Annotated in this window: 16 protein-coding genes; 8 read left to right on the top strand and 8 right to left on the bottom strand. The window is 73.7% G+C overall.

The window, feature by feature from the left end:
- Positions 1-4: 4 nt before the first annotated feature.
- The gene (locus ACWGKJ_RS31655; protein ID WP_385024251.1) at positions 5-769 is read right to left on the bottom strand and encodes a glycerophosphodiester phosphodiesterase family protein; all 765 of its coding nucleotides are present in this window, start codon (positions 767-769) and stop codon (positions 5-7) included.
- Positions 766-1,506: a membrane protein YczE gene (yczE, locus tag ACWGKJ_RS31660; RefSeq protein WP_385024314.1), complete on the bottom strand. Its 741-nt coding sequence runs from the start codon at positions 1,504-1,506 to the stop codon at positions 766-768. Before yczE ends, ACWGKJ_RS31655 begins: the two co-directional genes overlap by 4 nt.
- Positions 1,507-1,536: 30 nt before the next feature.
- Between yczE and ACWGKJ_RS31665 the strand changes: the two genes are divergently transcribed.
- Positions 1,537-3,036, top strand: a complete 1,500-nt coding sequence (locus ACWGKJ_RS31665; protein WP_385024253.1) for an SCO1417 family MocR-like transcription factor — start codon at positions 1,537-1,539, stop codon at positions 3,034-3,036.
- Between the two features lie 103 nt (positions 3,037-3,139).
- Here the strand turns inward: ACWGKJ_RS31665 and ACWGKJ_RS31670 are convergent, their stop codons facing one another.
- Together ACWGKJ_RS31670 and ACWGKJ_RS31675 are read right to left on the bottom strand one after the other, a co-directional pair.
- Entirely contained in the window at positions 3,140-4,774 is a 1,635-nt protein-coding gene (locus ACWGKJ_RS31670) for a hypothetical protein (RefSeq protein WP_385024255.1), read from the bottom strand.
- A gap of 41 nt (positions 4,775-4,815) precedes the next feature.
- A complete protein-coding gene (locus ACWGKJ_RS31675; RefSeq protein WP_164267853.1) occupies positions 4,816-5,010 on the bottom strand; it encodes a hypothetical protein in 195 nt (64 codons plus the stop codon).
- Positions 5,011-5,296: 286 nt separating this feature from the next.
- On the opposite strand from ACWGKJ_RS31675, the gene ACWGKJ_RS31680 reads away from it, so the two are divergent.
- Both ACWGKJ_RS31680 and ACWGKJ_RS31685 read left to right on the top strand, forming a co-directional pair.
- Entirely contained in the window at positions 5,297-5,689 is a 393-nt protein-coding gene (locus tag ACWGKJ_RS31680) for an ankyrin repeat domain-containing protein (protein WP_385024257.1), read from the top strand.
- Positions 5,690-5,889: 200 nt separating this feature from the next.
- A complete protein-coding gene (locus ACWGKJ_RS31685; RefSeq protein ID WP_385024259.1) occupies positions 5,890-7,308 on the top strand; it encodes a HEAT repeat domain-containing protein in 1,419 nt (472 codons plus the stop codon).
- Between the two features lie 158 nt (positions 7,309-7,466).
- Here the strand turns inward: ACWGKJ_RS31685 and ACWGKJ_RS31690 are convergent, their stop codons facing one another.
- The 3 genes from ACWGKJ_RS31690 to ACWGKJ_RS31700 form a co-directional block, all read right to left on the bottom strand.
- On the bottom strand, positions 7,467-8,360 hold the full coding sequence (locus tag ACWGKJ_RS31690) for a 5-oxoprolinase subunit C family protein (protein ID WP_385024316.1): 894 nt from the start codon (positions 8,358-8,360) through the stop codon (positions 7,467-7,469).
- 179 nt (positions 8,361-8,539) lie between these two features.
- On the bottom strand, positions 8,540-9,160 hold the full coding sequence (locus ACWGKJ_RS31695) for a 5-oxoprolinase subunit B family protein (RefSeq protein WP_385024261.1): 621 nt from the start codon (positions 9,158-9,160) through the stop codon (positions 8,540-8,542).
- Between the two features lie 49 nt (positions 9,161-9,209).
- Positions 9,210-10,016: a LamB/YcsF family protein gene (locus ACWGKJ_RS31700; protein WP_385024263.1), complete on the bottom strand. Its 807-nt coding sequence runs from the start codon at positions 10,014-10,016 to the stop codon at positions 9,210-9,212.
- A 119-nt stretch (positions 10,017-10,135) separates the two neighbouring features.
- On the opposite strand from ACWGKJ_RS31700, the gene ACWGKJ_RS31705 reads away from it, so the two are divergent.
- From ACWGKJ_RS31705 to ACWGKJ_RS31715, 3 genes are all read left to right on the top strand, one after another.
- On the top strand, positions 10,136-11,665 hold the full coding sequence (locus tag ACWGKJ_RS31705) for a hypothetical protein (protein ID WP_385024265.1): 1,530 nt from the start codon (positions 10,136-10,138) through the stop codon (positions 11,663-11,665).
- 127 nt (positions 11,666-11,792) lie between these two features.
- Entirely contained in the window at positions 11,793-12,692 is a 900-nt protein-coding gene (locus ACWGKJ_RS31710) for a hypothetical protein (protein WP_385024266.1), read from the top strand.
- 88 nt (positions 12,693-12,780) lie between these two features.
- Complete coding sequence (locus ACWGKJ_RS31715; RefSeq protein WP_453315883.1) at positions 12,781-17,640, top strand: hypothetical protein; 4,860 nt, start codon at positions 12,781-12,783, stop codon at positions 17,638-17,640.
- Positions 17,641-17,693: 53 nt separating this feature from the next.
- On the opposite strand, the gene ACWGKJ_RS31720 is transcribed toward ACWGKJ_RS31715, so the two are convergent.
- On the bottom strand, positions 17,694-18,119 hold the full coding sequence (locus tag ACWGKJ_RS31720; RefSeq protein WP_385024270.1) for a hypothetical protein: 426 nt from the start codon (positions 18,117-18,119) through the stop codon (positions 17,694-17,696).
- Positions 18,120-18,496: 377 nt separating this feature from the next.
- Here ACWGKJ_RS31720 and ACWGKJ_RS31725 point away from each other — a divergent pair, with 377 nt between their 5' ends.
- Together ACWGKJ_RS31725 and ACWGKJ_RS31730 are read left to right on the top strand one after the other, a co-directional pair.
- Positions 18,497-21,286, top strand: coding sequence for a nitrate- and nitrite sensing domain-containing protein (locus ACWGKJ_RS31725; RefSeq protein ID WP_385024272.1), 2,790 nt, complete (start codon positions 18,497-18,499; stop codon positions 21,284-21,286).
- A complete protein-coding gene (locus ACWGKJ_RS31730) occupies positions 21,283-21,720 on the top strand; it encodes a roadblock/LC7 domain-containing protein (RefSeq protein ID WP_385024274.1) in 438 nt (145 codons plus the stop codon). Before ACWGKJ_RS31725 ends, ACWGKJ_RS31730 begins: the two co-directional genes overlap by 4 nt.
- Positions 21,721-21,727: the final 7 nt, after the last annotated feature.

Raw genomic sequence — 21,727 nt, forward strand, 5'->3', positions numbered from 1 at the left:
ATCGTCAGTTCCACGCCCCCCGCTCGGTGAGAACCGTGCGCAGCGACTCCAGATGATCGGTCATGATGCCATCCACGCCCAGGTCGAGGAGGGCGGCCATCCGCCGGGGGTCGTTCACCGTCCAGACGTGCACCTGGAGCCCGCGGCCGTGCGCGGTACGGACGAAGCGCCGGTCGACCACCCGGATCCGGCCGTGGAACTCCGGAACCTGGGCGCAGACAGCCCCGGGGCGCAGTGCGGCCGGGGCGCCGTAGGAGCGCAGCCGCAGCGCCGCGATGCCGCTCATGCCGTACGAGGTGGCAAGCCGCGGCCCGGCCAGGCGGGCCGCAGCGGCCACCCGCCGTTCCGAGAAGGAGCCCACGCAGACCCGGTCCCAGGCGTCGGTGGAGCGGATCAGGGCGATCAGCGGGGCCAGCGCGGCCGGGGCCTTGATGTCGATGTTCCAGCGGGCGTCGGGGAACTCCTCCAGGAGATCCGCGAGGAGCGGCAGTGGTTCGGTGCCCGCCACCCGCGCCCGCCCGACCTCGCTCCACGGCAGGGCCGCGATCGGGCCCCGGGCGTCCGTCGCCCGGTCCAGCGTCGCGTCGTGGAAGGCGACGAGCCGGCCGTCGGCGGTGGCGTGCACATCGGTCTCGAAGTGCCGGTAACCGGCTCGGGCCGCCCGCCGGAAGGCCGCGGCGGTGTTCTCCAGGCCGTCCGCCGCGCCGCCCCGGTGGGCGAACGGGATCGGGCCCGGGTGGTCCAGATAGGGGTGTCGGGTCCTCGTCACTCGGGAAGTATCGCCTGCGGCGCGGCGCCGGCCAGCGACGGCCGGTCGGCGGCCGGATCGGGCAGCGCGAACAGGCGCAGGAAGAGCTGGGCGAGCGGCCCGATGGCGAGGGCGTACACCACCGTGCCCACCCCGAGGGTCCCGCCCAGGGCGAAGCCGGTGGCGACGACGGCGATCTCGATGGCGGTGCGCGAAAGCCGGATGGAGAGACCGGTGAGGCGGTGCAGCCCGGTCATCAGACCGTCCCGCGGGCCGGGGCCGAAGCGGGCCGAGATGTACAGGCCGGTGGCCACGCCGTTGAGCAGGATGCCCGCGGCCATCAGCGGGATCCGGCCCGGGAGGCCGTGGACGGAGGGGACCAGGTCGAGGGTGGAGTCCATGGCGAGGCCGATGACGAAGACATTGGAGACCGTGCCGAGTCCGGGCCGCTGCCTGAGGGGTATCCACAGCAGCAGTACGGCGGCCCCGACGATGATCGAAACGGTGCCGATCGTCAGACCGGTGAGCCGGGACAGCCCCTGGTGCAGCACACCCCAGGGCTCAAGGCCGAGGCCCGCGTCGACGAGAAGGGCCGAGCTGACGCCGTACAGCGCCAGACCCACGTAGAGCTGTACGAGCCTGCGCGTGACATCCCTGGGTGATCTGGACAATAGGGGCCTCCGTGGTGGTGGGTCGTCGCAGTGGACCAGGTGGACTGGTGCGTGACACTCTGTGGCTTGGAATGCGAGGCCAACCATGGCCAATTCGGGGAAGGTGGACTGAATTCCATGACGCAGTGGACTTCGGCGGTCGGTGCGGCCCAGCTGGCCCGCCAGCTCAGCAGCCAGCAGTCGCGCCCGGCAGGACCCGGCACACGCAGGCCGCCCGCCTACCGGGCGCTCGCCGACGGCATCAGGGTGCTCGTCCTCGAAGGCCGGGTACCGGTGGCCGCCCGGCTTCCCGCCGAGCGGGAACTGGCGGTCGCGCTGGCGGTGAGCCGTACCACGGTGGCCGCCGCCTACGAGGCGCTGCGCACCGAGGGCTTCCTGGAGTCCCGCCGGGGCGCGGGCAGCTGGACCGCCGTCCCGGCCGGCAACCCGCTGCCCGCCCGCGGCCTTGAGCCACTGCCCCCCGAGACCCTCGGCTCGGTGATCGACCTGGGCACCGCGGCGCTGCCCGCCCCCGAGCCCTGGCTGACCCGCTCGGTCCAGGGAGCCCTTGAGGAACTCGCGCCGTACGCCCATACGCACGGCGACTACCCCGCGGGGCTGCCCGCGCTGCGCCAGAAGCTCGCCGACCGCTACACCGAGCAGGGCATCCCGACCATGCCCGAGCAGATCATGGTGACCACCGGGGCGATGGGCGCCATGGACGCCATCTGCCACCTCTTCGCCGGGCGCGGCGAGCGCATCGCCGTCGAGTCGCCCTCGTACGCCAATATCCTCCAGCTGATGCGTGAGGCGGGGGCCCGGCTGGTGCCGGTCGCGATGGCCGAGGGGCTCAGCGGCTGGGACGTCCCCCGGTGGCGGCAGGTGCTGCGCGACGCCGCCCCCCGTATCGCCTATGTCGTGGCCGACTTCCACAACCCGACCGGCGCACTCGCCGACGAGGACCAGCGGCGGGGCCTGGTGGACGCGGCCCGCTCGGCCGGCACGGTCCTGGTCGTCGACGAGACCATGACCGAGCTGCTCCTCGACGACGAGACCGAGATGCCGCGCCCGGTCTGCGCCTTCGATCCGGCAGGCAGCACGGTGCTGACGGTGGGATCCGCGAGCAAGGCGTTCTGGGCCGGTATGCGGATCGGCTGGGTGCGCGCCGCGCCCGATGTGATCCGCAGTCTCGTCTCGGCACGGGCCTACGCCGACCTGGGCACCCCGGTCCTCGAACAGCTGGCCGTCAACTGGCTGATGAGTACCGGGGGCTGGGAGGAGGCCGTCGGGATCCGCCGCTCACAGGCCAGGGAGAACCGGGACGCACTGGTCGGCGCCGTCCGCAGGGAGCTGCCCGGCTGGGAGTTCGATGTGCCGCACGGCGGGCTGACGCTCTGGGTGCGCACCGGCGGGCTCTCCGGCTCCCGGCTCGCCGAGGCCGGCGAACGGGTGGGTGTCCGGGTGCCGTCCGGGCCCCGGTTCGGGGTCGACGGGGCGTTCGAGGGGTACGTACGGCTGCCGTTCACCGTGGGGGGCCGGGTGGCCGATGAGGCCGCCCAGCGGCTGGCGGCCGCCGCACGGCTGGTCGAGACCGGCACGGGCACCGGGGCGGACGCCCCGCGGACGTTCGTCGCCTGAGGCACTGTCGCCCGAAGTCTTCCGGTCCCGTCGAGCCCGGCGGCCCGCCCGAGCCCCGTCGGCTCTGTCGGCTTCGACAGCCCGGACGGCCCCGTCGGCCCTGTCAGCCCTCGGCCGCCACCGGCGCCGCCTCCATGGGCCGGTGGGCGGCCGGCGGCGCCGTCTCGACGGGTGCCGTCCCGACCGGAGCCTTCTCCATGGGTGCGGCCTCCACCGGAGCCTGCTCCGCCGCCCCCGGCCGGTCCGGGAGCAGATCCAGTACGGCCTTGCGGTGCGCCTCGCTGGTCGCGTCGTCGTACGGGTCGGGCGTGGCCGGCACCTGGAGCCGCAGCACCGGGCCCGCCCCGAGCCGCGCATAGCCGCGCCCCGGCGGGGTGCCGGGGGCCGGAGTGGTCCGGGGCGGCGCGCCGAGCAGGTCCCCGAGCCGGTCTTCGGGCGCCGGTCCGAGTACGACCCGGGCGCGGGTGTGGTGCCGTACGGCGTCGCTCAGGGCGTCCACCGAGTCGAGCTGTTCGGCCACCACCACCGTGACGCTCGCCGCCCTGCCGTGCCGCAGGGGGACCTGCAGCAGTTCCTGCGGGTCGGTGCGCCCGTCGGCCGCCGCCAGATGACCGAGTACGCCGGGCCGGTCGAAGAGGATCCACAGCGGGCGCCTGGTGTCGTCGGGCGCGGGATGCCCGGACTGCCTGGCCCGGTTGGCCGCGATCAGCCGCCGTTCGGTCTCGTGCGCCGTCCACTCCAGCGTGGACAGGGCCCCGGAGAGCCCGCACTCGACGGCCAGCACCCCGCTGCGACCGGTGAGACAGGCGTACTCGCCGGTCCCGCTGCCCTCGATGATCACCACATCGCCGCACCGCAGGGCCTGCAGGGCGACCGAGCGCAGCAGTGTGGTGGTCCCGCTGCCCGGTTCGCCCGCGACGAGCAGGTGCGGTTCGGTCGAACGCGGGCCCGTACGCCAGATGACGGGCGGGGCGTCGCTCTGCTCCGTACCGTCCCGCACCGGCACGGTGCGCCGTACCGCGTCCTGGTCGGTGAAGCCGAGCACCGTCTCGCCGGGCCCGGTGACGAAGGGCTGAGCCGCGATCGTGGTGGACAGGGCGGGCAGCACACTCATCACGAGCCGGTTGCCCTCCTCGTCCCAGTCGAAGCGGTACTCGCGTCCGCGCCCGGACTTCGCGTGCAGAAGCTGCTCGATGCGGGCCCGGGACTCGGCCTCGCCGTCGGTGAAGTGTGCCGGGTACGCGACGTGCAGCGCGGTGAGCCGCCCGTCACCGTCGAAGGTGAAGTCGCTGAACGCCTCGTCCCAGGCGCCCCCGTGGCTGTAGAGGGGAGCCGGGTCGTCGGGGACGGAGAAGTAGGGCACCAGCGCTTCGTACAGCGCCTTGAGCCGGGCGGTCTCCGCCTCGTCGGGCCCGGTCTTCGCCACGGTCCGCTCGTGCCCCTTCCAGGCGGCCGCGGCCATCACCGTGATCAGGGCGAGCAGCGGCCCGTACGGGATGAGCGCGACCACCAGGACACAGGCCGCGACGAGGAACAGCGCGGGACCGCGCCGGTCCTTGGGTGTCGCGGCCCACCGCTGCCGCCCGGACGCCGCCAGCCTGCGCAGGCCGCGTCCGATGGTGATCAGCGGGTGGAGGACGTCGGTGGCGCTGTCGGCGGCCGTCCGCGCGATCTCGCGGCTGCGGGTGAGGGATGCGCTGCTGCTGCTCAGAATGCGGGGGAGTGGTCGCCGGGCCACGTCTGTCTCCTGGGGTGGGTGGGGGAAGAGGCTGCCGAGGGTCAGAACTTGATTCCGCCCAGCATGCTGGCGAGGCTCGCCCCGCCGGCGGTGATGCTCGGCGCGATGGCGGTACCCGCGACATAGAAACCGAAGAGGGCGCAGACGAGTCCGTGGGACGCCTTGAGGCCGTCCTTCTTGAAGAAGAGGAAGGCGATGACTCCCAGCAGTACGACGCCGGAGATGGAAAGGATCATGAGTGTTCTCCTGGTTGGGGGGACAGTCACCATGAGTTCTTCCAGGTTCACAGAAAGTATCTATACGATAAAAGGTGCAAATGGGTGAAATGGCCCCTAATTCACCTGACTGGCCGACGTGGGTATACGGGTCGGGCCGGGCACGGGGGGCTGGCAGTAACCTGTCGGTTCACTCGTACGGCTGGCATGCCGCACACGCCGCGCCGGTCACGTCGGTCACAAAAGCCACAGCAGTCACAAACAGTCATGGCAGTCATGGCGGTCAGCATGGAAGGCGGTACGCGCGATGAGCGAGGCTCCGGACCCCGAGGTGGTCGAGCTGGCGACGAAGGTCTTCGACCTCGCCAGGCAGGGGGAGACCACCGCGCTCGCCGCGTATGTCGACGCGGGGGTTCCGGCGAACCTCACCAACGACCGCGGGGACACGCTCGTGATGCTCGCCGCCTACCACGGTCACGCGGTGACGGTGGAGGCCCTCATCGCCCGTGGCGCCGAGGCCGACCGGGCCAACGACCGGGGGCAGACCCCGCTGGCCGGGGCGGTCTTCAAGGGGGAGGACGCGGTGATCCGCGCCCTGCTCGCCGGCGGGGCCGATCCGGAGGCCGGGACTCCGTCCGCGGTGGATACCGCGCGGATGTTTGGGAAGACAGAGCTGGTGGAGCTGTTCGGCGCACGTTGACCGGCCTGTCGTAAATGTGGTCGCGGTGGCGATATGGCTGGGTCATCATGACGTCGCGGGTCCACATCGGACCACCGACGAGAGGCAGAGGAAGATGAACTGCACCAAGCAGATGGCAACGGGCGGCCGGACATGTTGTTGCGTGGCCAGGTAATCCCCCCGTCCCGGTTGCGTCTACAGCTTGATGTGAGGCCTCTTCCATGATCGATCCAGTCATAGCGCCGAGCGGCACCCTGCTCGGCCTCCTCCAGCGGGGCCGCGGCGACGGCACGCTGCACGCGCTCGCCGCACCGCGCAGGGAAGCGCTGGCCGCCCTGGACCACTGCGTCCTGAGCGACCCACGCCACGACTGGCAGGTCGAGAACCGCTCGCTCTACTACGCGCGCCTCTACCTCGACCTCGACGGCGGACTCGGCGAGATCGAGCGGCACCTCTTCCTCCCGGACGACCACATCGTCACGGAGGACAGCAGGACCGGGCTGGCGCTCGCCGTGCTGGGGCACCTCGCCTCGTACGACAGGGGCGACGCCCTCGCGCTGCTGCGGCGGTACGCGGCGACCGGCGCCAACTGGGCCTGGGCGCTCGACGAACTCGCCCTGCGTGACGACGACACCGGGCTGCGTGCCCTGGCCGTGCCCGTGCTCGGCCGGTTCCCCGCCACTCCGCAGGGCGATGCCGCACTGGCCGCAGCCGTGCGCGACGCCTACGAGCCCCGGCCCTGGCGGCTGTGGGCCGACGACCCGCGCGAGTCGGTCGGCGCCCGGATCCGGGCCGCGGGCGAGCAGGGCTCCTTCGACCGCTGGCAGCGGCAGATGCGTCCGACGGGCCCCCGCCCCGGCTGGAGCGTGCAGGCCGTCTTCGACTGGGCGCAGCAGGGCCTGGAGCGCGGCAGCGAACTGCACCTGCCCGCCGCCCGCTGCCTCACCGCCGTGGCCGGCCCCGGCGACCGGGCGGCGATCGTGGAGGCCGCCCGCAGCGGTACCGACGGAGCCCGCTGTGCGGCGCTGCACTATCTCGCCGAAGCGCGTGACCCGGCGGTGCTCGACCTGATCGAAGCGGCGGTGGACAGCCCCTCCCGTACGGTCGCGGAGACGGCCGTCGCCGCCTTCGAGCGGATGTGCGGCGACGAGGCGGTGCAGCGCGCGCGCCGTTGGGTGCAGCGCCCCGACGCCCTGGGGGCGTCCGCCGCCGGTGTACTCGCCGGGCGCGGCGGAGCCCAGGACGCACCACTCGTGCTGGGCGCGCTGCGCGAGACCGTGCGGGCCGACGGCCCCGACGCGGCCCTGCTCTGGACGCTCGTCGACGGGGCCGGCCGGCTCGGCATCGGCTGTGCGGCGCCGGTCCTGCGCCATGTGTACCGCGAGACGGCCTCCTCCCATCTGCGCGGCAGCGCGGCCCGCGCACTCGCCGCCACCGACCCGTCCTTCGCCGCCGGATTCGCCGTCGAATGCCTGTGGGACTGCGAGGAGACCACCCGCGAGGTGGCCGCCCTGCACGCGGCGACCGGCGACATCCGGGTGGTCGACCGCCTCCGGCGGCTGGCCGCCGATCCCGCGGAGGAGGCCGAGGTGCAGACCGCGGTCCGCAGCCGGATCGGTACGGAGGGGACCGCGGTCTGACGGTGGGTACGGAGGGGACCGCGGTCTGACGGCCGGTACCGACCCGGCCGCAGTCCAGTGGCCCGGTGCCGGGGGAGCCGTCCGACGCGGCCGCGAATGCCCGCCCGTCCGTCCGCACTCCTCCGGAACGTGCCGACGTGGGGAGACGGTCGGCCCGGTCAGCTCCGCTGCGGGCCAGGGGCGCCGGGCGGCGGAGCCGGATGGCTGTGTACGGGAACGAACACCACCGGAGTCCCCGGCACCGCCTGCGCCGCCGCGCCGAGCCGGTACTCGGGTACGACACCGATCACCGGATAGCCCCCGGTCACCGGATGATCGGCGAGGAAGAGCACGGGCAGTCCGTCCGGCGGTACCTGCACCGCGCCCAGCACCATTCCCTCACTGGGGAGTTCGGCGCCGCCCGAACGCTCAAGCGGCGGGCCTTCGGTGCGCAGGCCGATACGGTTGCTCGCCGCCGAGACCCGGTAGCCCTTCTCCGGCAGGGCCCGCAGCGCCGCATCCGTGATCCGGTCCGCACGCGGGCCCAGGATCAGCGGAAGCACCAACTCGGCCGGGGGAGCGGGCAGCGGGGCCGCGTCCACCGCGTCCGGCGTCTCCCCCGGGACGCCGAGCGGCAGGAACTGCCCGGCATCCAGCGGCGCCGGCCCGAGCCCGGAGAGCACATCGGTGGCCCGGCTGCCGAGCACCGGCCGCACGGCGATACCACCACCGAACGCCACATAGCTGCGCAGCCCCCCGACGGCCGGCCCCACATCGAGCACTGCCCCCGCGGGCACCCGCACCGGCGCGCCCCACGCCGCGGGGCTGCCGTCGATCCGTACCGGGCAGGGGGCGCCGGTCACGGCGGCGGTGACATCCGTACGGACCCGCACCGCGGTGCCGTCGACAGTGGTCTCCAGGGTGGCGGCGTCCGCCGTGTTCCCGGCGAGCAGATTCGCCAGCCGGTGCGCGGCCGGGTCCAGGGCGCCCGAGCGCGGTACGCCGAGATGCGCGTAGCCGGGGCGGCCGAGGTCCTGCACGGTGGTGAGCGCCCCGGGGCGTACGACCTCCAGAGCCGCCGGGAAGCCAGGATCCGGGCTCCCGGTATCCGGAACCCCAGCCTCCGGAACCCCGCCGTCCGGAAACCCAGCCCCTGGAGCCCCGGCTTCCGGATCCTCCGCGCCGGGAGCCCCGGCTTCCGGAACTCCGGTCTTCGGGTCGGCGGCACCCTGATCCCGCCTGCCCGGCGTACTCATACCGGCTCCTCGGTGGTGAACCGCACCCGCGCGCCCGGTACCAACAGAGCCGCCGGCTCCCGGTCCTCGTCCCACAGGACCGCGTCGGTGGTGCCGATCAGCTGCCAGCCGCCGGGGGACGAACGGGGGTAGATGCCCGCATAGGTGTCGGCGAGCGCGACGGAACCGGCGGGGACAGCCGTACGGGGCGTCGCCCGACGCGGCAGCCTGAGCCGGTCGGGGAGCCCGGACAGATAGCCGAAGCCCGGGACGAAACCGCAGAAGGCGACCCGGAACACGAGACCGCCGACGACGCCGGGCACCTCCTCGGGCGCCAACTGCCAGTGGTGCGCCACCTCCGCCAGATCGGGCCCGTCGTAGCGCACGGCGATCTCGATCTCCGGACCGCCCTTCCCCGCGGACGGCGCAACGGTCCAGGTGGGCAGCCGGGCGGCCAGTTCCCGGGGGTGGGCCAGACCGTCCAGCAGTACGGTCCGGGCGGCCGGCACGATCTCCGTCACCGGGGGCAGGTCGCCGGTGTCGCGCCGGCGCAGCAGCTCCGCGTGGAAGACCTCCGTGTCGGAGGCCGAAGCCAACTCGACGAGCAGGGCGTGTTCCCCCACCGGAAGCACCCTCACCGGAGCGGCCGTCCGTGCGGTCCGGGCGCCGTGCCGGGTACCCGGGCCCTCATGCGAAGGGCTCCAGGACGACCGCCGCGGCGAGCAGTTCACGGCGGACCCGCAGCGCGGTGCCGGCGGCTCCCGGGGTGTCGCCGTGCAGACAGAGCGACCGTGCGTCGACGGTGACGCGCTCCCCGGTGACCGCCGCCACCGAACGGTCGCGGACCATGCCCAGCGCGCGGGCGGCCACCGTCTCCGGGTCGTGCACCACCGCGTCCGGCTCACCGCGCGGAACGAGTGTGGCCCGCGCGGTGTACGCGCGATCCGCGAAGGCCTCGGGCACCGCGGGCAGCCCCGCGTCCGATGCCGCCGCCAGCAGCCGGGAGCCGGGCAGCCCGAGCACCGGCAGAGCGCCCCCGGCAAGCCGTACGCCCGCGACGACCGCGCCCGCCTGCTCCTCGTCGTGGACGGTGCGGTTGTAGAGCGCGCCGTGCGGTTTGACGTACGAGACCCGGCTGCCGGCGGCCCGCGCGAAGAGGTCCAACGCGCCGATCTGGTAGGCGACTTCGTCGGCCAGTTCATCGGCGGGGACATCCATCGCCCGCCGCCCGAAACCCGCCAGGTCGCGGTACGAGACCTGGGCGCCGATCCGTACACCGGCGGCGGCAGCCAGTTCACAGACCCGGCGCATGGTCGAGGGGTCGCCCGCGTGGAAGCCGCAGGCGACATTGGCACTGGTGACGACGGAGAGCAGCGCCTCGTCGTCGGTGAGCGTCCAGCGGCCGAACCCCTCGCCGAGGTCGGCGTTGAGATCGACCACGGCCGGGGCGGCGGCGGTCGGTGCGGTCGGTGAGGGCGGTGCGGTCGGGCTCATACGGGCTCCCTCCGGGGGGACATGAAGCCTAGCCGCCAGGGTCCGCGCGGGCCCGGTGGACAGGCGCCCCATCCGCGCCGTTTCGACCGTTGTCAGTGGGAGGACCTAATCTGTGCAGCGTGACTTCGCCTGCCCCGACGGAATTCGTTCCGCCCCAGCTCAGCGCGGGGCCGCGCCCCGCACCGGGCCCGGCCGCCGACGAAGGGCTGGCGCGGCGGCTGCGCGCGCTCGCCTGCACGGCGCCGCTGCACGACCTCGATGTGCGCAAGGCCAATCTGGCCGGCGAGTACACGGTCTACGCGATGGCCGAGGTGGCCCTCGCCGCGATCGACCTGGTCACGCTCAACATGGACTTCGACACGGGAGCCGACCACGACCAGATAGTGGCCAGGCTGCTGCCGCGCGTCGCGGCCCAGGCCCCGCGCCGCCCGGCCGACGAGCACGAGCGGGTCGCCCGCTGGGTCCTGGAGAACCTGATCAACGTCGGTAGCGTGGACCGCGGCTTCCGCGCGGTCTACGGCACCTTCGGCCCCGACGGCGAGTACGTCCGCCGCGACTACGACTTCAAGCTGGTCGAAGAAGTCCCCGGCCAGGGCGGCACGGTCTATCTGCGCACCACGGACGAAGCGGTCAACGTCCTGGTGGGCGCCCTCGACACGGACGTCACCAGCGCGCAGATCGCCGCCGAGGTGAAGCTGGAGGTGCTGATCAGCCGGGGCAGGCTCGCCGACGCCCAGCTCGCGGCCGAGCAGGCCAGGTACCGCACCGTGCAGTACGCGGAGACCCTGCGCAGGACGCTGGAGGCGACCCGGCGCAATGTCCGCGCGGTCGACTGGCTCAGGACCGTCCCCGACATGATCGACGAAGCCCTCGGCCATGTCGCCGACCGCTACCGCCATGAGAACGCGATCCTCACCAACATCCGCAAGGCCAGGGACGAGACGGAGGAGCCCGAGCACAAGCGGCGCGCGGCCGAGCTGGTCGACATCGTCAAGGACTGCATCCGCCGCCACACCCAGCTCCAGTCGCGGCTCCTCGAAGCGGGACCGCTCTTCCGTGCCGAGCAGGACCGGCAGGCCTTCGCCCCGCCCGCGGCGACCTCCGGACTCGACCTCTACGGACAGCTCGTCGCCCCCGTGCTGCCGCTCCCGCTGGAGCAGGCCATCCGGGTCACCGACGCGTTCTTCGCACGGGGCACCGGCCTGCGGACACCCGTGGCGGTACGCGTCGGGGACCTGGCCGACATTCTGCTGACCCCGCCCGCCGAGCGGGAGCACCTGGGCGCCGAGATGCCCGAGCCCGACCTGATCGCCACACCGGACGACAGCCGCTTCAGCGAGGAGCAGCTGGCAGCCGCGACGGACCTGCTCGACCTGGAGCACGACGCCCCGCGCCGCCTCTCCGGGCTGCTGGCCGAAGCCCGCCGTCTGCCCGTTCCCGAACTGCCCTATCTGGTCGCCCTGCTGGCCTTCCACGCGGCGAGCCCGCCGGTCGGCACCGCCTACCGGCAGGGCGAGGAGCGCCTGCTCTTCGCCGTGGACGACGGCACCGAGCTGGACGACTGCGAGTTCGGCGGCGCGGATCTGATCGTCGGGACGGCCCTCCTGGACACCGTCGGCATGGCCGCGGGCCGTACGGAGTCCGCATGAACCGCCGTGGGGCCGCCCCCTCCGCCCCGGGCGCCGGGAAGGCCCGGACCAGGAAGCCGGGAGGTCCGGAAGCCCGCCCGCCGGGCCCCGGGCAGCGCCGAAAGACACCGACCGAGGAGCAGCAGCTGTGAGCGAGACCCACGCCGAGCACACCGCGTGGAGCGAGCCCGACCCGGCCGGCACCACCGCGCCGCCGGCCGGCCCGGCGGTGACCCCGGCCGACGCAGCCGACGCCGCGCGGCTCGTCGCCTTCGGACTCCAGCCGAAGCTGCTGCCCGCCCGCGACGCCGAGTACGGGGAGCTGCTGCGCCGCTACCGGGAGGCGCCCGCCTTCGCCCGGCTCGCCGACGCCGTCGCCACCGGGCTCGGCCTGGTGGTCCTGGAGGTCTCGACCCGGGCGGGCATGGCGGTCGCCGCGGGGGAGGACTCGGTCTTCGCCGTACGCATGGGGGACTACGCGCGCCGCGCCGCCGCCGACTCCGCCGACCGCTTCCTGCACGGACTGGCCCATCTCGCCGTCGCCGCCATGGCCTTCCCGCGCCCCGAAGACCTCGCCGACGACGGCTACATCGGCCGGATCACGGTCAACGGCGTCGACGCGTTCGTCCGCCAGGCGTGCCGCCGCCTGGAGGAACGGGCCGAGGAGCAGGGCGAGAACAGCGACCCGGCCACCGACGCCCCCGGGCTCGAATCCGCCTGGCGGATCTATGCCAGGCGCAGCTCCACCGGAGCCACCAAGGACGCCAGGCGGCTGGCCGGATCCACCACCGGCATCGTCGCCAAGGCCGTTGTCTTCCTCACGGATTCGGGATTCCTGCAACGCACCGGTGACGACGCCGGAGGCGCGTACCGCACCACCGCCCGCTACCAGCTCCAGGTGCGCGACATGGCGGGCAGCGCCGCCCTGGCCGAGCTGCTCGACCTGGGGGTCGTGCCGGTGACCGACGGCTCGGCCACGCTGCTGCCGCCCTCCGGTGCGGACGACCTCGAACTCACCGCCGACGCGGGACTGCCCTTCCACTCCTGAACAGCGCCCGGCCGGCCGAGAGAGCGCCGGGCCAGGCCCGAACAGCCCCGAGCAAGATCCCGCACCACAACGACGAGAGTCCGCCGCCATGTACGAGCTGTCCCGGGTCCGCCTCTACTCCATCGGACCTGCCGGTGCCCGCTACGCCGACACCGTGCTCGACCTGCGGGGAGTGGGAGCGCCCGTCCCCCACCCGGCCCCGGCCCAGGCGGAGTTCTTCGAGGAGGAGCCGGTCGGGCCGCCGCGCCGTCCCGCGCCCGCGGGCGTCCTCTTCCTGGAGAACGGCGGGGGCAAGTCGGTCCTGCTGAAGCTGATCTTCTCGGTGATGCTGCCCGGCCACCGCAACACGCTCGGCGGCGCCAGCTCCGGCGTCCTGCGCAAGTTCCTGCTCGCCGACGACTGCGGCCATGTCGCCCTGGAGTGGCAGCACACCCTCACCGGTGAACTCGTCGTCGTCGGCAAGGCCAGCGAGTGGCGGGGCCGGCAGGTCTCCAACGACCCCCGGAAGTTCGCCGAGGCCTGGTACTCGTTCCGGCCGGGCCCCGGGCTGAGCCTCGACTCACTCCCGGTCGCCGAAGCCACCACCGTACGGCCGCCGGTGGAAGGAGTGTCGGGGGCGCGCGGCAGGCGCCGCACCATGAAGGGCTTCCGCGACGCGATCACCGAGGCCGGCAAGTTCTATCCCCACCTGGACGTGCACTGGGAGGAGATCCACGACCGCTGGAACGAGCACCTCGGCGAGCTGGGACTCGACCCGGAACTCTTCCGCTACCAGCGCGAGATGAACGCGGACGAGGGCGAGGCGGCCGGTCTCTTCGCCGTCAAGAAGGACTCCGACTTCACCGATCTGCTGCTGCGCGCCGTCACCGACACCCGTGACACGGACGGCCTGGCCGACCTCGTCGGCAGTTTCGGCAGCAAGCTGGGCCGCCGCGCCGAACTCACCGCGGAACGGGACTTCACCGCCGGCTCGGTCGATCTGCTCGGCCGTATCGTCGACGCCGCCTCGGCACGCTCGCGGGCCCGGGACGTTCACGCGGGCGCCGAGCGCCGTACCCGCACCCTCGCCCGCAGGCTCTCCGCCCGCGCCGCCGACGAGCGGGGCCGTGCGTCCGACCTGGCCCAGCAGGTCACGTCCGCCGCCCACACCGTCACCCGGGCCGATGAGGCCCGTGGCCGCAGCGCGCTGATCGCCGCCGAACTGGCCTACCGGCACGCCTCGCTGGCGCTCACCGTCGCCGAGAAGTCCGCCGCGGCGCAGCGCAGGGAGCTGGCCGACGCACGGACCTTCCACTCCGCGTGGCAGGCCGCCGAGGCGGTGCTGCGCCACCGGGCGGCGGCCGACCGGTCGGCCCGGGTCGCCGTCGCCATCAGGGAGGCCGAGCGGGACGCCGCCCCGGCCCTGGCCGCCCGCAGCACCGCGGCGGCCGACCTGGTCCGCGCACTCCACTCGGCAGCCGAGAGCGGCGAACAGCTCGCCAACGAGGAGGAGGAGCGCGCGGCGGAGCTCCAGACGGCCGGCGAGGCCGCACACCGCGACGCGACGGCGGCCGCCACCGAGGCCCAGCGCGCCCGCAGCGAGGCCGGGCATCTGCGCCAGCGCCTCACCGAGGTCGCCCAGGAGACCTCCGAGGCCGTCCGCGCGGGCTGGCTCGACGACACCGCGCCCGACGCGGACCCGGCGCGCGCCGCCCTGGCGGCCAGCGACGCGGAGAAGGCGGCGGTCGCCGCCTGGGACACGGCCCGCGAGCAGGCCCGCAGCACGGCGGACGAGGCCAGGGAAGCGGCCTCCCGGGAGAGCAGGACCGACCTCGCCGCCGCCCGCGCGGCGGACGCGGCACGCGCCGCCGAGCGCGCCTACGAGACGGAGCTGCGCACCGCCGAATCCATCGCGGCGGAGCCCCGGCTCGCCGAACTGCTCGGCCTGCCGACGACGGTGACCACGGTCGCGGGGCTGCCGCAGCCCCGCAACGGCGGGGCACCGGCAGCGGACCGGCCACGCGACGCGGTCACCGCGGCCACGGCCGACAGCACGACGAGCGGAGAGCCGGGAACCGGCGGACCGCACGATGCCCCGGCCGCCGCGGGCACCACAGCCCGTGAGCCGGAGAGCCACCCGGACACCCTGGCGCGCGGTCCGCTCACCGCGGCCGAACTGGACCGCAACGCCGAAGAGCTGGGGGAACTGCTCGACGGGGGCGTCGCATCGGCCGAACGGCAGCTCTTCGAACTGCGCACGGCGGCCGCGGACGACTCCCGTATCCTCGGCGCCCTGGGCGACGGCGGGCTGCTGCCCCCGGGCCCGGATGTGCTGGCCACCGTCGAGTTCCTGGGCGAACACGGCATCCCGGCGCTGCCCGGATGGCGCTATCTCGCCCAGTCGGTGGACCCCGCGGACCACGCGGCGGTGCTGGCCGCCCGGCCCGAACTGGTCGACGGTGTGGTCATCACCGATCCGGCCGCACACGGCAGGGCCCGTGCGGTACTCGGCGGCGCCGCCCTGCTGCCGCGCTCCGCGGTCGCCGTGGGCACCGCGTCCGCGCTGCTCGCCCCGGTCCCGGGGCCCGGGCCGTCCGGTACGTCGGATGCCGAGGTCTTCCTCGTACGGCCGAACCCGGCCATGCACGACGAGCATGCCGCCGATGAGGAGCGGCAGGCGCTGCGCACCCGCGCGGGCCGGCGCGACGAGGAGATCCGCACGCTCGCCGCCCGGCTGAGTGGCGACCGGACCCTCGCCGCCCGGCTCGGCTCCTGGCGGTCCGCCTGCCCGCCCGGCACCCTCGCCGAGCTGGAGGCGGTCGCGAGCAGTGCCAAGGAGGCCGCCGAGGCCGCCGCCACCGCACTGGAGGAGGCGCGTACCGACCGTACCGAGGCGGACGAGGCGGCTGCCGACGCCGGCCGGGTGCGCGACGAACGCCAGGAAACAGCCCAGCGCGCCCGGCGGGTCGCCGACGCGCTCTCCGGGCTCGCCTTCCGCCTCCGCGAACGGGCGGGCTGGCAGGTCACCCTGCGCGAACTGGGCGAAGAGGCCGCCGAGTCGGAGTCCCGCGCCGCGACCTGCCTGGAGCGCGCCCGAGCGGCCGACGAGGACCGCAGAGCCGCCCAGCGCGCCGCCGACGACGCACGGCGCACCGCCCGCGCGCTGCGGGCCGAACGGTCCGAGATCGCCGGGGTGCCCGAGGACCTGCCCGCACCGGACGAGGGCGCGCAGCGCTCCGCCCTGCCCGCTCTGCGAGAGGCGTACCGGGCCGCTTCGCAGCTGTACGAGAAGGTCGGCGTCGGGGCCGATCTGCGGGCCGAGCAGGCCAGGGCCGAGAGCGACGAGAGCGCGGCCCGCGCCGAGCTCGACCGGCTCTCCAACAAGGTCCGCACCCGCGCCGCCCAGCTGCTCGAATCCACCGACGGCGCGGACGGCCCCTCACGGCAGGCGGCGGCCGCCCGTGCGGAGTCGCTCGTCCAGATGCTGGAGACCCGGGCGTCGGCCGCCAGCGAACAGCTGGGCCGGCTGCGCGGTGAGGCCGAGCGGCTGGCCCCCGCCGACGGTACGGAGGCCCACACCGAACTGCCCGGCGAGCTGGTCCCGGCCGACGCGGACGCGGCGCAGGCCCTGCTCCGCAAGGCCACCGCCGAACTGGCCTCCCGTACCGATGCGTTGGAGACCTCCCGGGCGGCCCACGCCGAACTGCTGCGCGCACACCGGGCGTCGGAGGACGCCGCGGGCGGCTTCGACGAATCGGCGGCCCTGCTGCGGGATCTGCTCCGCGACCCGCACCAGGACGACGAGAGCACCGAACCGGCGCCGCCCGAGCCCTACCCCGGCAGCCAGGAGGAGGCCCGCGAGTCGGCCGCCGACGCCCGCCGCTCGCTGCGCGGCTGCGCGGGTGATCTGTCGGCGGCCGAGTCGGCGGTGCGGGAGGCGAGCGACATCCTCGTACGCCATGCCAACGCCACCCGTTACGAGCAGGTCCGCACCCCGGCACGCCAGCAGATCCGTGAACTGCCCGCTGCCGCGCTGCCCGAGCACGCCGAGAAGTGGGCGGCGGCCTTTGCCCCCCGGCTGCGGGTGCTCACCGATGAGCTGGAGCAGCTGGAGCGCAACCGCGAGTCGATCGTCGACCGGCTGCGCGGCCTGGTGGAGTCCGCGCTCACGACTCTCCGCTCCGCCCAGCGGCTCTCCCGGCTGCCCGAGGGGCTCGGGGAGTGGTCGGGCCAGGAGTTCCTGCGGATCCGTTTCGACGAGCCCGACCAGGCCACCCTCGCGGAGCGGCTCGGCGAGGTCATCGACGAGGCGACCCGTGCGGCTCTGAAGAAGAACTCCGATTTGCGCAGGGACGGGATGTCACTGCTGCTGCGGGCCGTCCACGCGGCGCTCGAACCGAAGGGCGTCGCGGTCGAGATCCTCAAGCCGGACGCCGTGCTCCGGGCCGAGCGCGTGCCGGTCGGGCAGATGGGAGACGTCTTCTCCGGCGGCCAGCTGCTCACCGCCGCGATCGCCCTCTACTGCACGATGGCCGCCCTGCGCAGCAACGACCGGGGCCGCGACAGGCACCGGCACGCGGGGACCCTCTTCCTGGACAACCCGATCGGCCGGGCGAACGCCACCTATCTGCTGGAACTCCAGCGCGCGGTCTCCGACGCGCTCGGCGTCCAGCTGCTCTATACGACGGGACTGTTCGACACCACGGCCCTCGCGGAATTCCCCCTGGTCATCAGATTGCGCAATGACGCGGATCTCCGGGCGGGGCTGAAGTACATCAGCGTGGAGGAGCATCTGCGGCCCGGCCTCCCGCAACTGGACCCCGGAGGGGAGCAGGTGCACGGCGAAATCACCGCGACCCGGATGTTCCGGCGGGGCCAGCCGGTTCCGGGCGGTGAGCTGGTTCCGGGCGGTGCGTCCGCCCAGGGCGGTGCGTCGGTCACGGCCGGTGAGCCGGGCCAAGGCGCTTAGGCCAAGGCGCTTACTCCCCGTCCCGTCCGCGAAGCCCCATACAACCCGGCGGTTCAGGCCTGGGGCGACAGCCGACTGGTGCGGTTCGCCTGGTTCGCCGGTATCCGCTCGGTGTCCCGCTCCTGCCGGCGGGCCGCCCGCCGAGCCGCTCGCCGCTCCTTACGGAGCCGGCGGGCGGTGCTGCTGGGCGCGGAGGTCACCCCGTGGCGCTGGTTCCACACCTGCCGGGTGATCCAGACGTCCAGCACCGCCCAGGTCGCGACGACCGTGCTCGCCACACTGCTCAGCACCATGGGGAAGGCCAGCCAGGAGCCGGAGACGGTGGAGAGGAAGGCCGTCACGGCCTGTATCAGTGTCACGGAGACGATGAGCACGGCACGCACCGCGCTTCCGCGCACCGGATCCGGCAGCCGGTAGCGCCCGACGGGCTCCTCGGTCCACAACGTCCGCAGGGGCGCCTCGCCCTCTTCGATGGCCATGCTCACTTCACCCTCGACCTTCACGCCTCGGCGCTGTCCGACTCCAGAACGGATGCCCGGCTTGGGTCGGTTCAAGCGTCCCCGCCCGTGGTGCGCCCCTCGTACGCAATGACGAACAACTCCCGTAAAAGATTCCCGCCATCCATGGAAATCCAGCCAACCGCACACGGGTGGAAAGTGCCGTCCTGCCAGGGTTCTCTCGTCGGATCAGGGAAGACGATCTGCTGGGATACCAGGACATGGGGTGATCAACTCTCGTGCAGGCGGCTGAAAATAGCCCGGACGTCCCTTCGAGTAGCCTGGGCCGCAGTAGTAGGCTCACGCCGTTTGTTGACGGAACACCACCCCCGCCGGGCGGGGTTGAGCTGGGGGAGGCCATGCGCTTTCGCGGGAAGTCCATCCGCAGGAAGATCGTGGCGCTGTTGCTGGTCCCACTTGTCGCGTTGACGGCGATCTGGACGTTCTCCGTCTACCTCACCGGCCGGGACGCCCTGCAACTGATGCGCGCGGGCACCGTTTACAAGAGAGTGGCCGAACCGCTCGGCGTCTCACTCCAGGATGTCGAGAAGGAACGCTCCCTCACCCTGCGCCAGCTGGTCGACCCGGGAGCATCCGACGTCCAGTCCGAACTGCGCACCCAGCGGGCGAGGACCGACGCGAGCCTGGCCGCGGTGCGCCGCGGCGCGGACCGGAGCGACGCCCGTTCCGCACTGGGCGGGAAGTCCGGACGGCAGCTGCGGGCCGTGCTGGACGGGTTCGCCGGGCTCGGCTCGCTGCGGCACAACGCGGGGAACCACGAGGTGACCCGCCGCGAGGCGTACGAGCAGTACAACCGGCTCTGCGACCAGGTGCTCGACTTCCTCGTCGACCTGCCCGCCCTGCAGAACTCCGGCCTCGACAAGGAGGCCCGGGGCCTGGTCGGCGTCAGCAGGGCCCGTGAGGCCTTCTCGCGTGAGGACGCGCTCCTCGGCTCCGCCCTCACATCCGGCCGGCTCGACCCCCACGATCTGCGCGACATCTCGGACCTGGTCACTGCCCGCACGATGTACTACACGGTCAGCCTGCCCTCGCTGCCCGACCAGGACGGCGACGTGTTCAGCGCCTACTGGAGCGGCCCTTCGACCATCCCGGTGCGCACCGCGGAGTCCACCGTGCTCGGCAAGAACTCCGGCAGTACCACCATCTCCGGCTCCGCGTCCCGCTGGACCACCGACGCGGGCCGGACACTCAGCCACCTCGACACGCTCGGCGACACAGCCCGCGCGGACTTCCGGGACCGGGTGAGGCCGGCCGTCCTCCGGGTCTTCGCCAAGGCCGGTGTCGCCGCGCTGCTCGGCATCGGCGGACTGCTGGTCTCGCTGGTGGTGTCCGTACGCATCGGACGCGAACTGGTCCGCGACCTCAGCCGGCTGCGCAAGGAGGCCCATGAGGTCTCCGGGGTGCGGCTGCCGGCCGTGATGCGCAGGCTCGCCGCCGGCGAACAGGTCGACATCGAGACCGAGGCACCCCGCCTCGAATACGCGAAGGACGAGGTCGGTCAAGTCGGCCTTGCCCTCAACACCGTCCAGCGCGCGGCGGTCGAAGCAGCCGTGCGCCAGGCCGACCTGCGCCGCGGGGTCTCCGACGTCTTCGTGAACCTCGCCCGGCGCAACCAGGTCCTGCTGCACCGCCAGCTGACGCTGCTGGACAGCATGGAGCGCCGTACGGAGGACACCGAGGAGCTTGCCGACCTCTTCCGGCTCGACCACCTCACCACCCGTATGCGCCGCCACGCCGAAGGGCTGGTGATCCTCTCCGGAGCCGCCCCCTCCCGGCAGTGGCGCAAGCCGGTCCAGCTGATGGATGTCGTACGCGCCGCGGTCGCCGAGGTCGAGGACTACGAGCGGATCGAGGTCAGGCGGCTGCCGAGGATCGGCGTTGGCGGCCCCGCCGTCGCCGACCTCACCCATCTGATCGCCGAACTCCTGGAGAACGCCACGGTGTTCTCGCCTCCGCACACAGCGGTCCAGGTGCTGGGCGAGCGGGTCGCCAACGGTTTCACCCTGGAGATCCACGACCGTGGGCTCGGTCTCGCGCCCGACGCGCTGCTCGACGCCAATCTGCGGCTCGCGGAGACCCCCGAGTTCGAGCTGTCCGACACCGACCGGCTGGGCCTCTTCGTGGTGAGCAGGCTCGCGCAGCGGCAGAACGTCCGGGTCTCGCTCCAGCCCTCGCCGTACGGCGGCACCACCGCCGTCATCTTCATCCCGGTGGCGCTGCTCACCGACGCGCCGGACTCCGAGGGGTCCGACCAGGACGGCACGGCCGAGGGCTCCGGGGCCGACGGCGCCGGGTTCCGCGCCGACCGGCGGTCCGGGCACCGGTCCGGATCGCGCTCCGGGCTCGCGCCGGTGCCCGCCGCGGGCCGCACACCCGTGTCGGTGATCGACGGGCCGGTCGAACTGGAGCCGCCGGCCGACCCGTTGACGCTGGACGACACCGCGGACCTGGCGGACGAGGACAGCACACCGGGCGGGATCTTCCGCCACCGTGCGGTCGCCCCGGCCCCCGATCAGCATCAGCAGACCCCCGACGAAGGGGCGGCGCAGCAGGGCGTCACCCGGCCCGCCGGCCCCGTCGGACTGCCCCGGCGCCGCAAACCAGGACAGCCGACTCTCGTATCCGACCACGGGCGCCGGGTCGACATCCCCGAACAGACGGCGACCGGGCCCCGGAGGTCCGAACCCCCGCGTACCGGTTCCCCGATGAGCGGCGCGGCCCGGCAGCCCGAGCCCCCGCGCACCGGCCCCCCGGTGAGCGAGCCGCCGCAGCCCGAACCCTGGCGGAGCGCACCGCAGCCGCCCGCGCGGCCGTCCGCCCCCCGGGACCCCGGCCCGCCGCGCACCGGCCCCCCGGCCGCGGGCCCCGACGGACTGCCCCGCCGGGTACGCCAGGCGAGTCTGGCCCCGCAGCTGAGGGGCGCGCCCGCACCCGCTGCCGAACCGGCGGCGGCGGACGGCGATGAGCGCGACCCGGACGAAGTACGCAGCAGGATGGCATCGCTCCAGCGGGGCTGGCAGCGGGGGCGCCGCGACAACTCCGCACAGGACTCGGCAGAATCAGCCGCAGTCGGCACCGGACCGGCCGACACGGCACCAGGAAACGCATCGGAGGGGACCGGTCGATGACCGTACCGAACGCAGCAGGACACCACGGACCAGGTGGCCCCGGAGAGCTCAACTGGCTCCTCGACGAACTCGTCGACCGGGTCGGCAGCATCCGCAAGGCACTGGTCCTCTCGGGGGACGGTCTGGCGACCGGCACATCGAAGGACCTGACCCGGGAGGACGGCGAGCATCTGGCAGCCGTCGCCTCCGGCTTCCACAGCCTGGCCAAGGGCGTCGGGCGCCACTTCGAGGCCGGAAAGGTCCGCCAGACCGTCGTGGAGCTGGACGAAGCCTTCCTCTTCATCACGGCGGCGGGCGACGGCAGCTGCCTCGCCGTGCTGTCCGACGCGGACTCCGACGTCGGCCTGGTGGCGTACGAGATGACACTCATGGTGAAGCGGGTCGGTGCCCACCTCGCGACGGCCCCGCGGAGCGGGCTCACCGCGGGAGGGTGAGGGTGAC

The organism is Streptomyces sp. NPDC054757, assembly GCF_053612185.1.

What these genes read in the sequence shown, in the direction of transcription:
- ACWGKJ_RS31675 (WP_164267853.1), bottom strand. Translation starts at nt 5,010, where the DNA reads ATGATCCTTTCCATCTCCGGCGTCGTACTGCTGGGAGTCATCGCCTTC.
- ACWGKJ_RS31725 (WP_385024272.1), top strand. Translation starts at nt 18,497, where the DNA reads ATGCGCTTTCGCGGGAAGTCCATCCGCAGGAAGATCGTGGCGCTGTTG.
- ACWGKJ_RS31720 (WP_385024270.1), bottom strand. Translation starts at nt 18,119, where the DNA reads ATGGCCATCGAAGAGGGCGAGGCGCCCCTGCGGACGTTGTGGACCGAG.
- ACWGKJ_RS31730 (WP_385024274.1), top strand. Translation starts at nt 21,283, where the DNA reads ATGACCGTACCGAACGCAGCAGGACACCACGGACCAGGTGGCCCCGGA.
- ACWGKJ_RS31700 (WP_385024263.1), bottom strand. Translation starts at nt 10,016, where the DNA reads ATGAGCCCGACCGCACCGCCCTCACCGACCGCACCGACCGCCGCCGCC.
- ACWGKJ_RS31680 (WP_385024257.1), top strand. Translation starts at nt 5,297, where the DNA reads ATGAGCGAGGCTCCGGACCCCGAGGTGGTCGAGCTGGCGACGAAGGTC.
- ACWGKJ_RS31715 (WP_453315883.1), top strand. Translation starts at nt 12,781, where the DNA reads ATGTACGAGCTGTCCCGGGTCCGCCTCTACTCCATCGGACCTGCCGGT.
- yczE (WP_385024314.1), bottom strand. Translation starts at nt 1,506, where the DNA reads ATGGTTGGCCTCGCATTCCAAGCCACAGAGTGTCACGCACCAGTCCAC.
- ACWGKJ_RS31685 (WP_385024259.1), top strand. Translation starts at nt 5,890, where the DNA reads ATGATCGATCCAGTCATAGCGCCGAGCGGCACCCTGCTCGGCCTCCTC.
- ACWGKJ_RS31665 (WP_385024253.1), top strand. Translation starts at nt 1,537, where the DNA reads ATGACGCAGTGGACTTCGGCGGTCGGTGCGGCCCAGCTGGCCCGCCAG.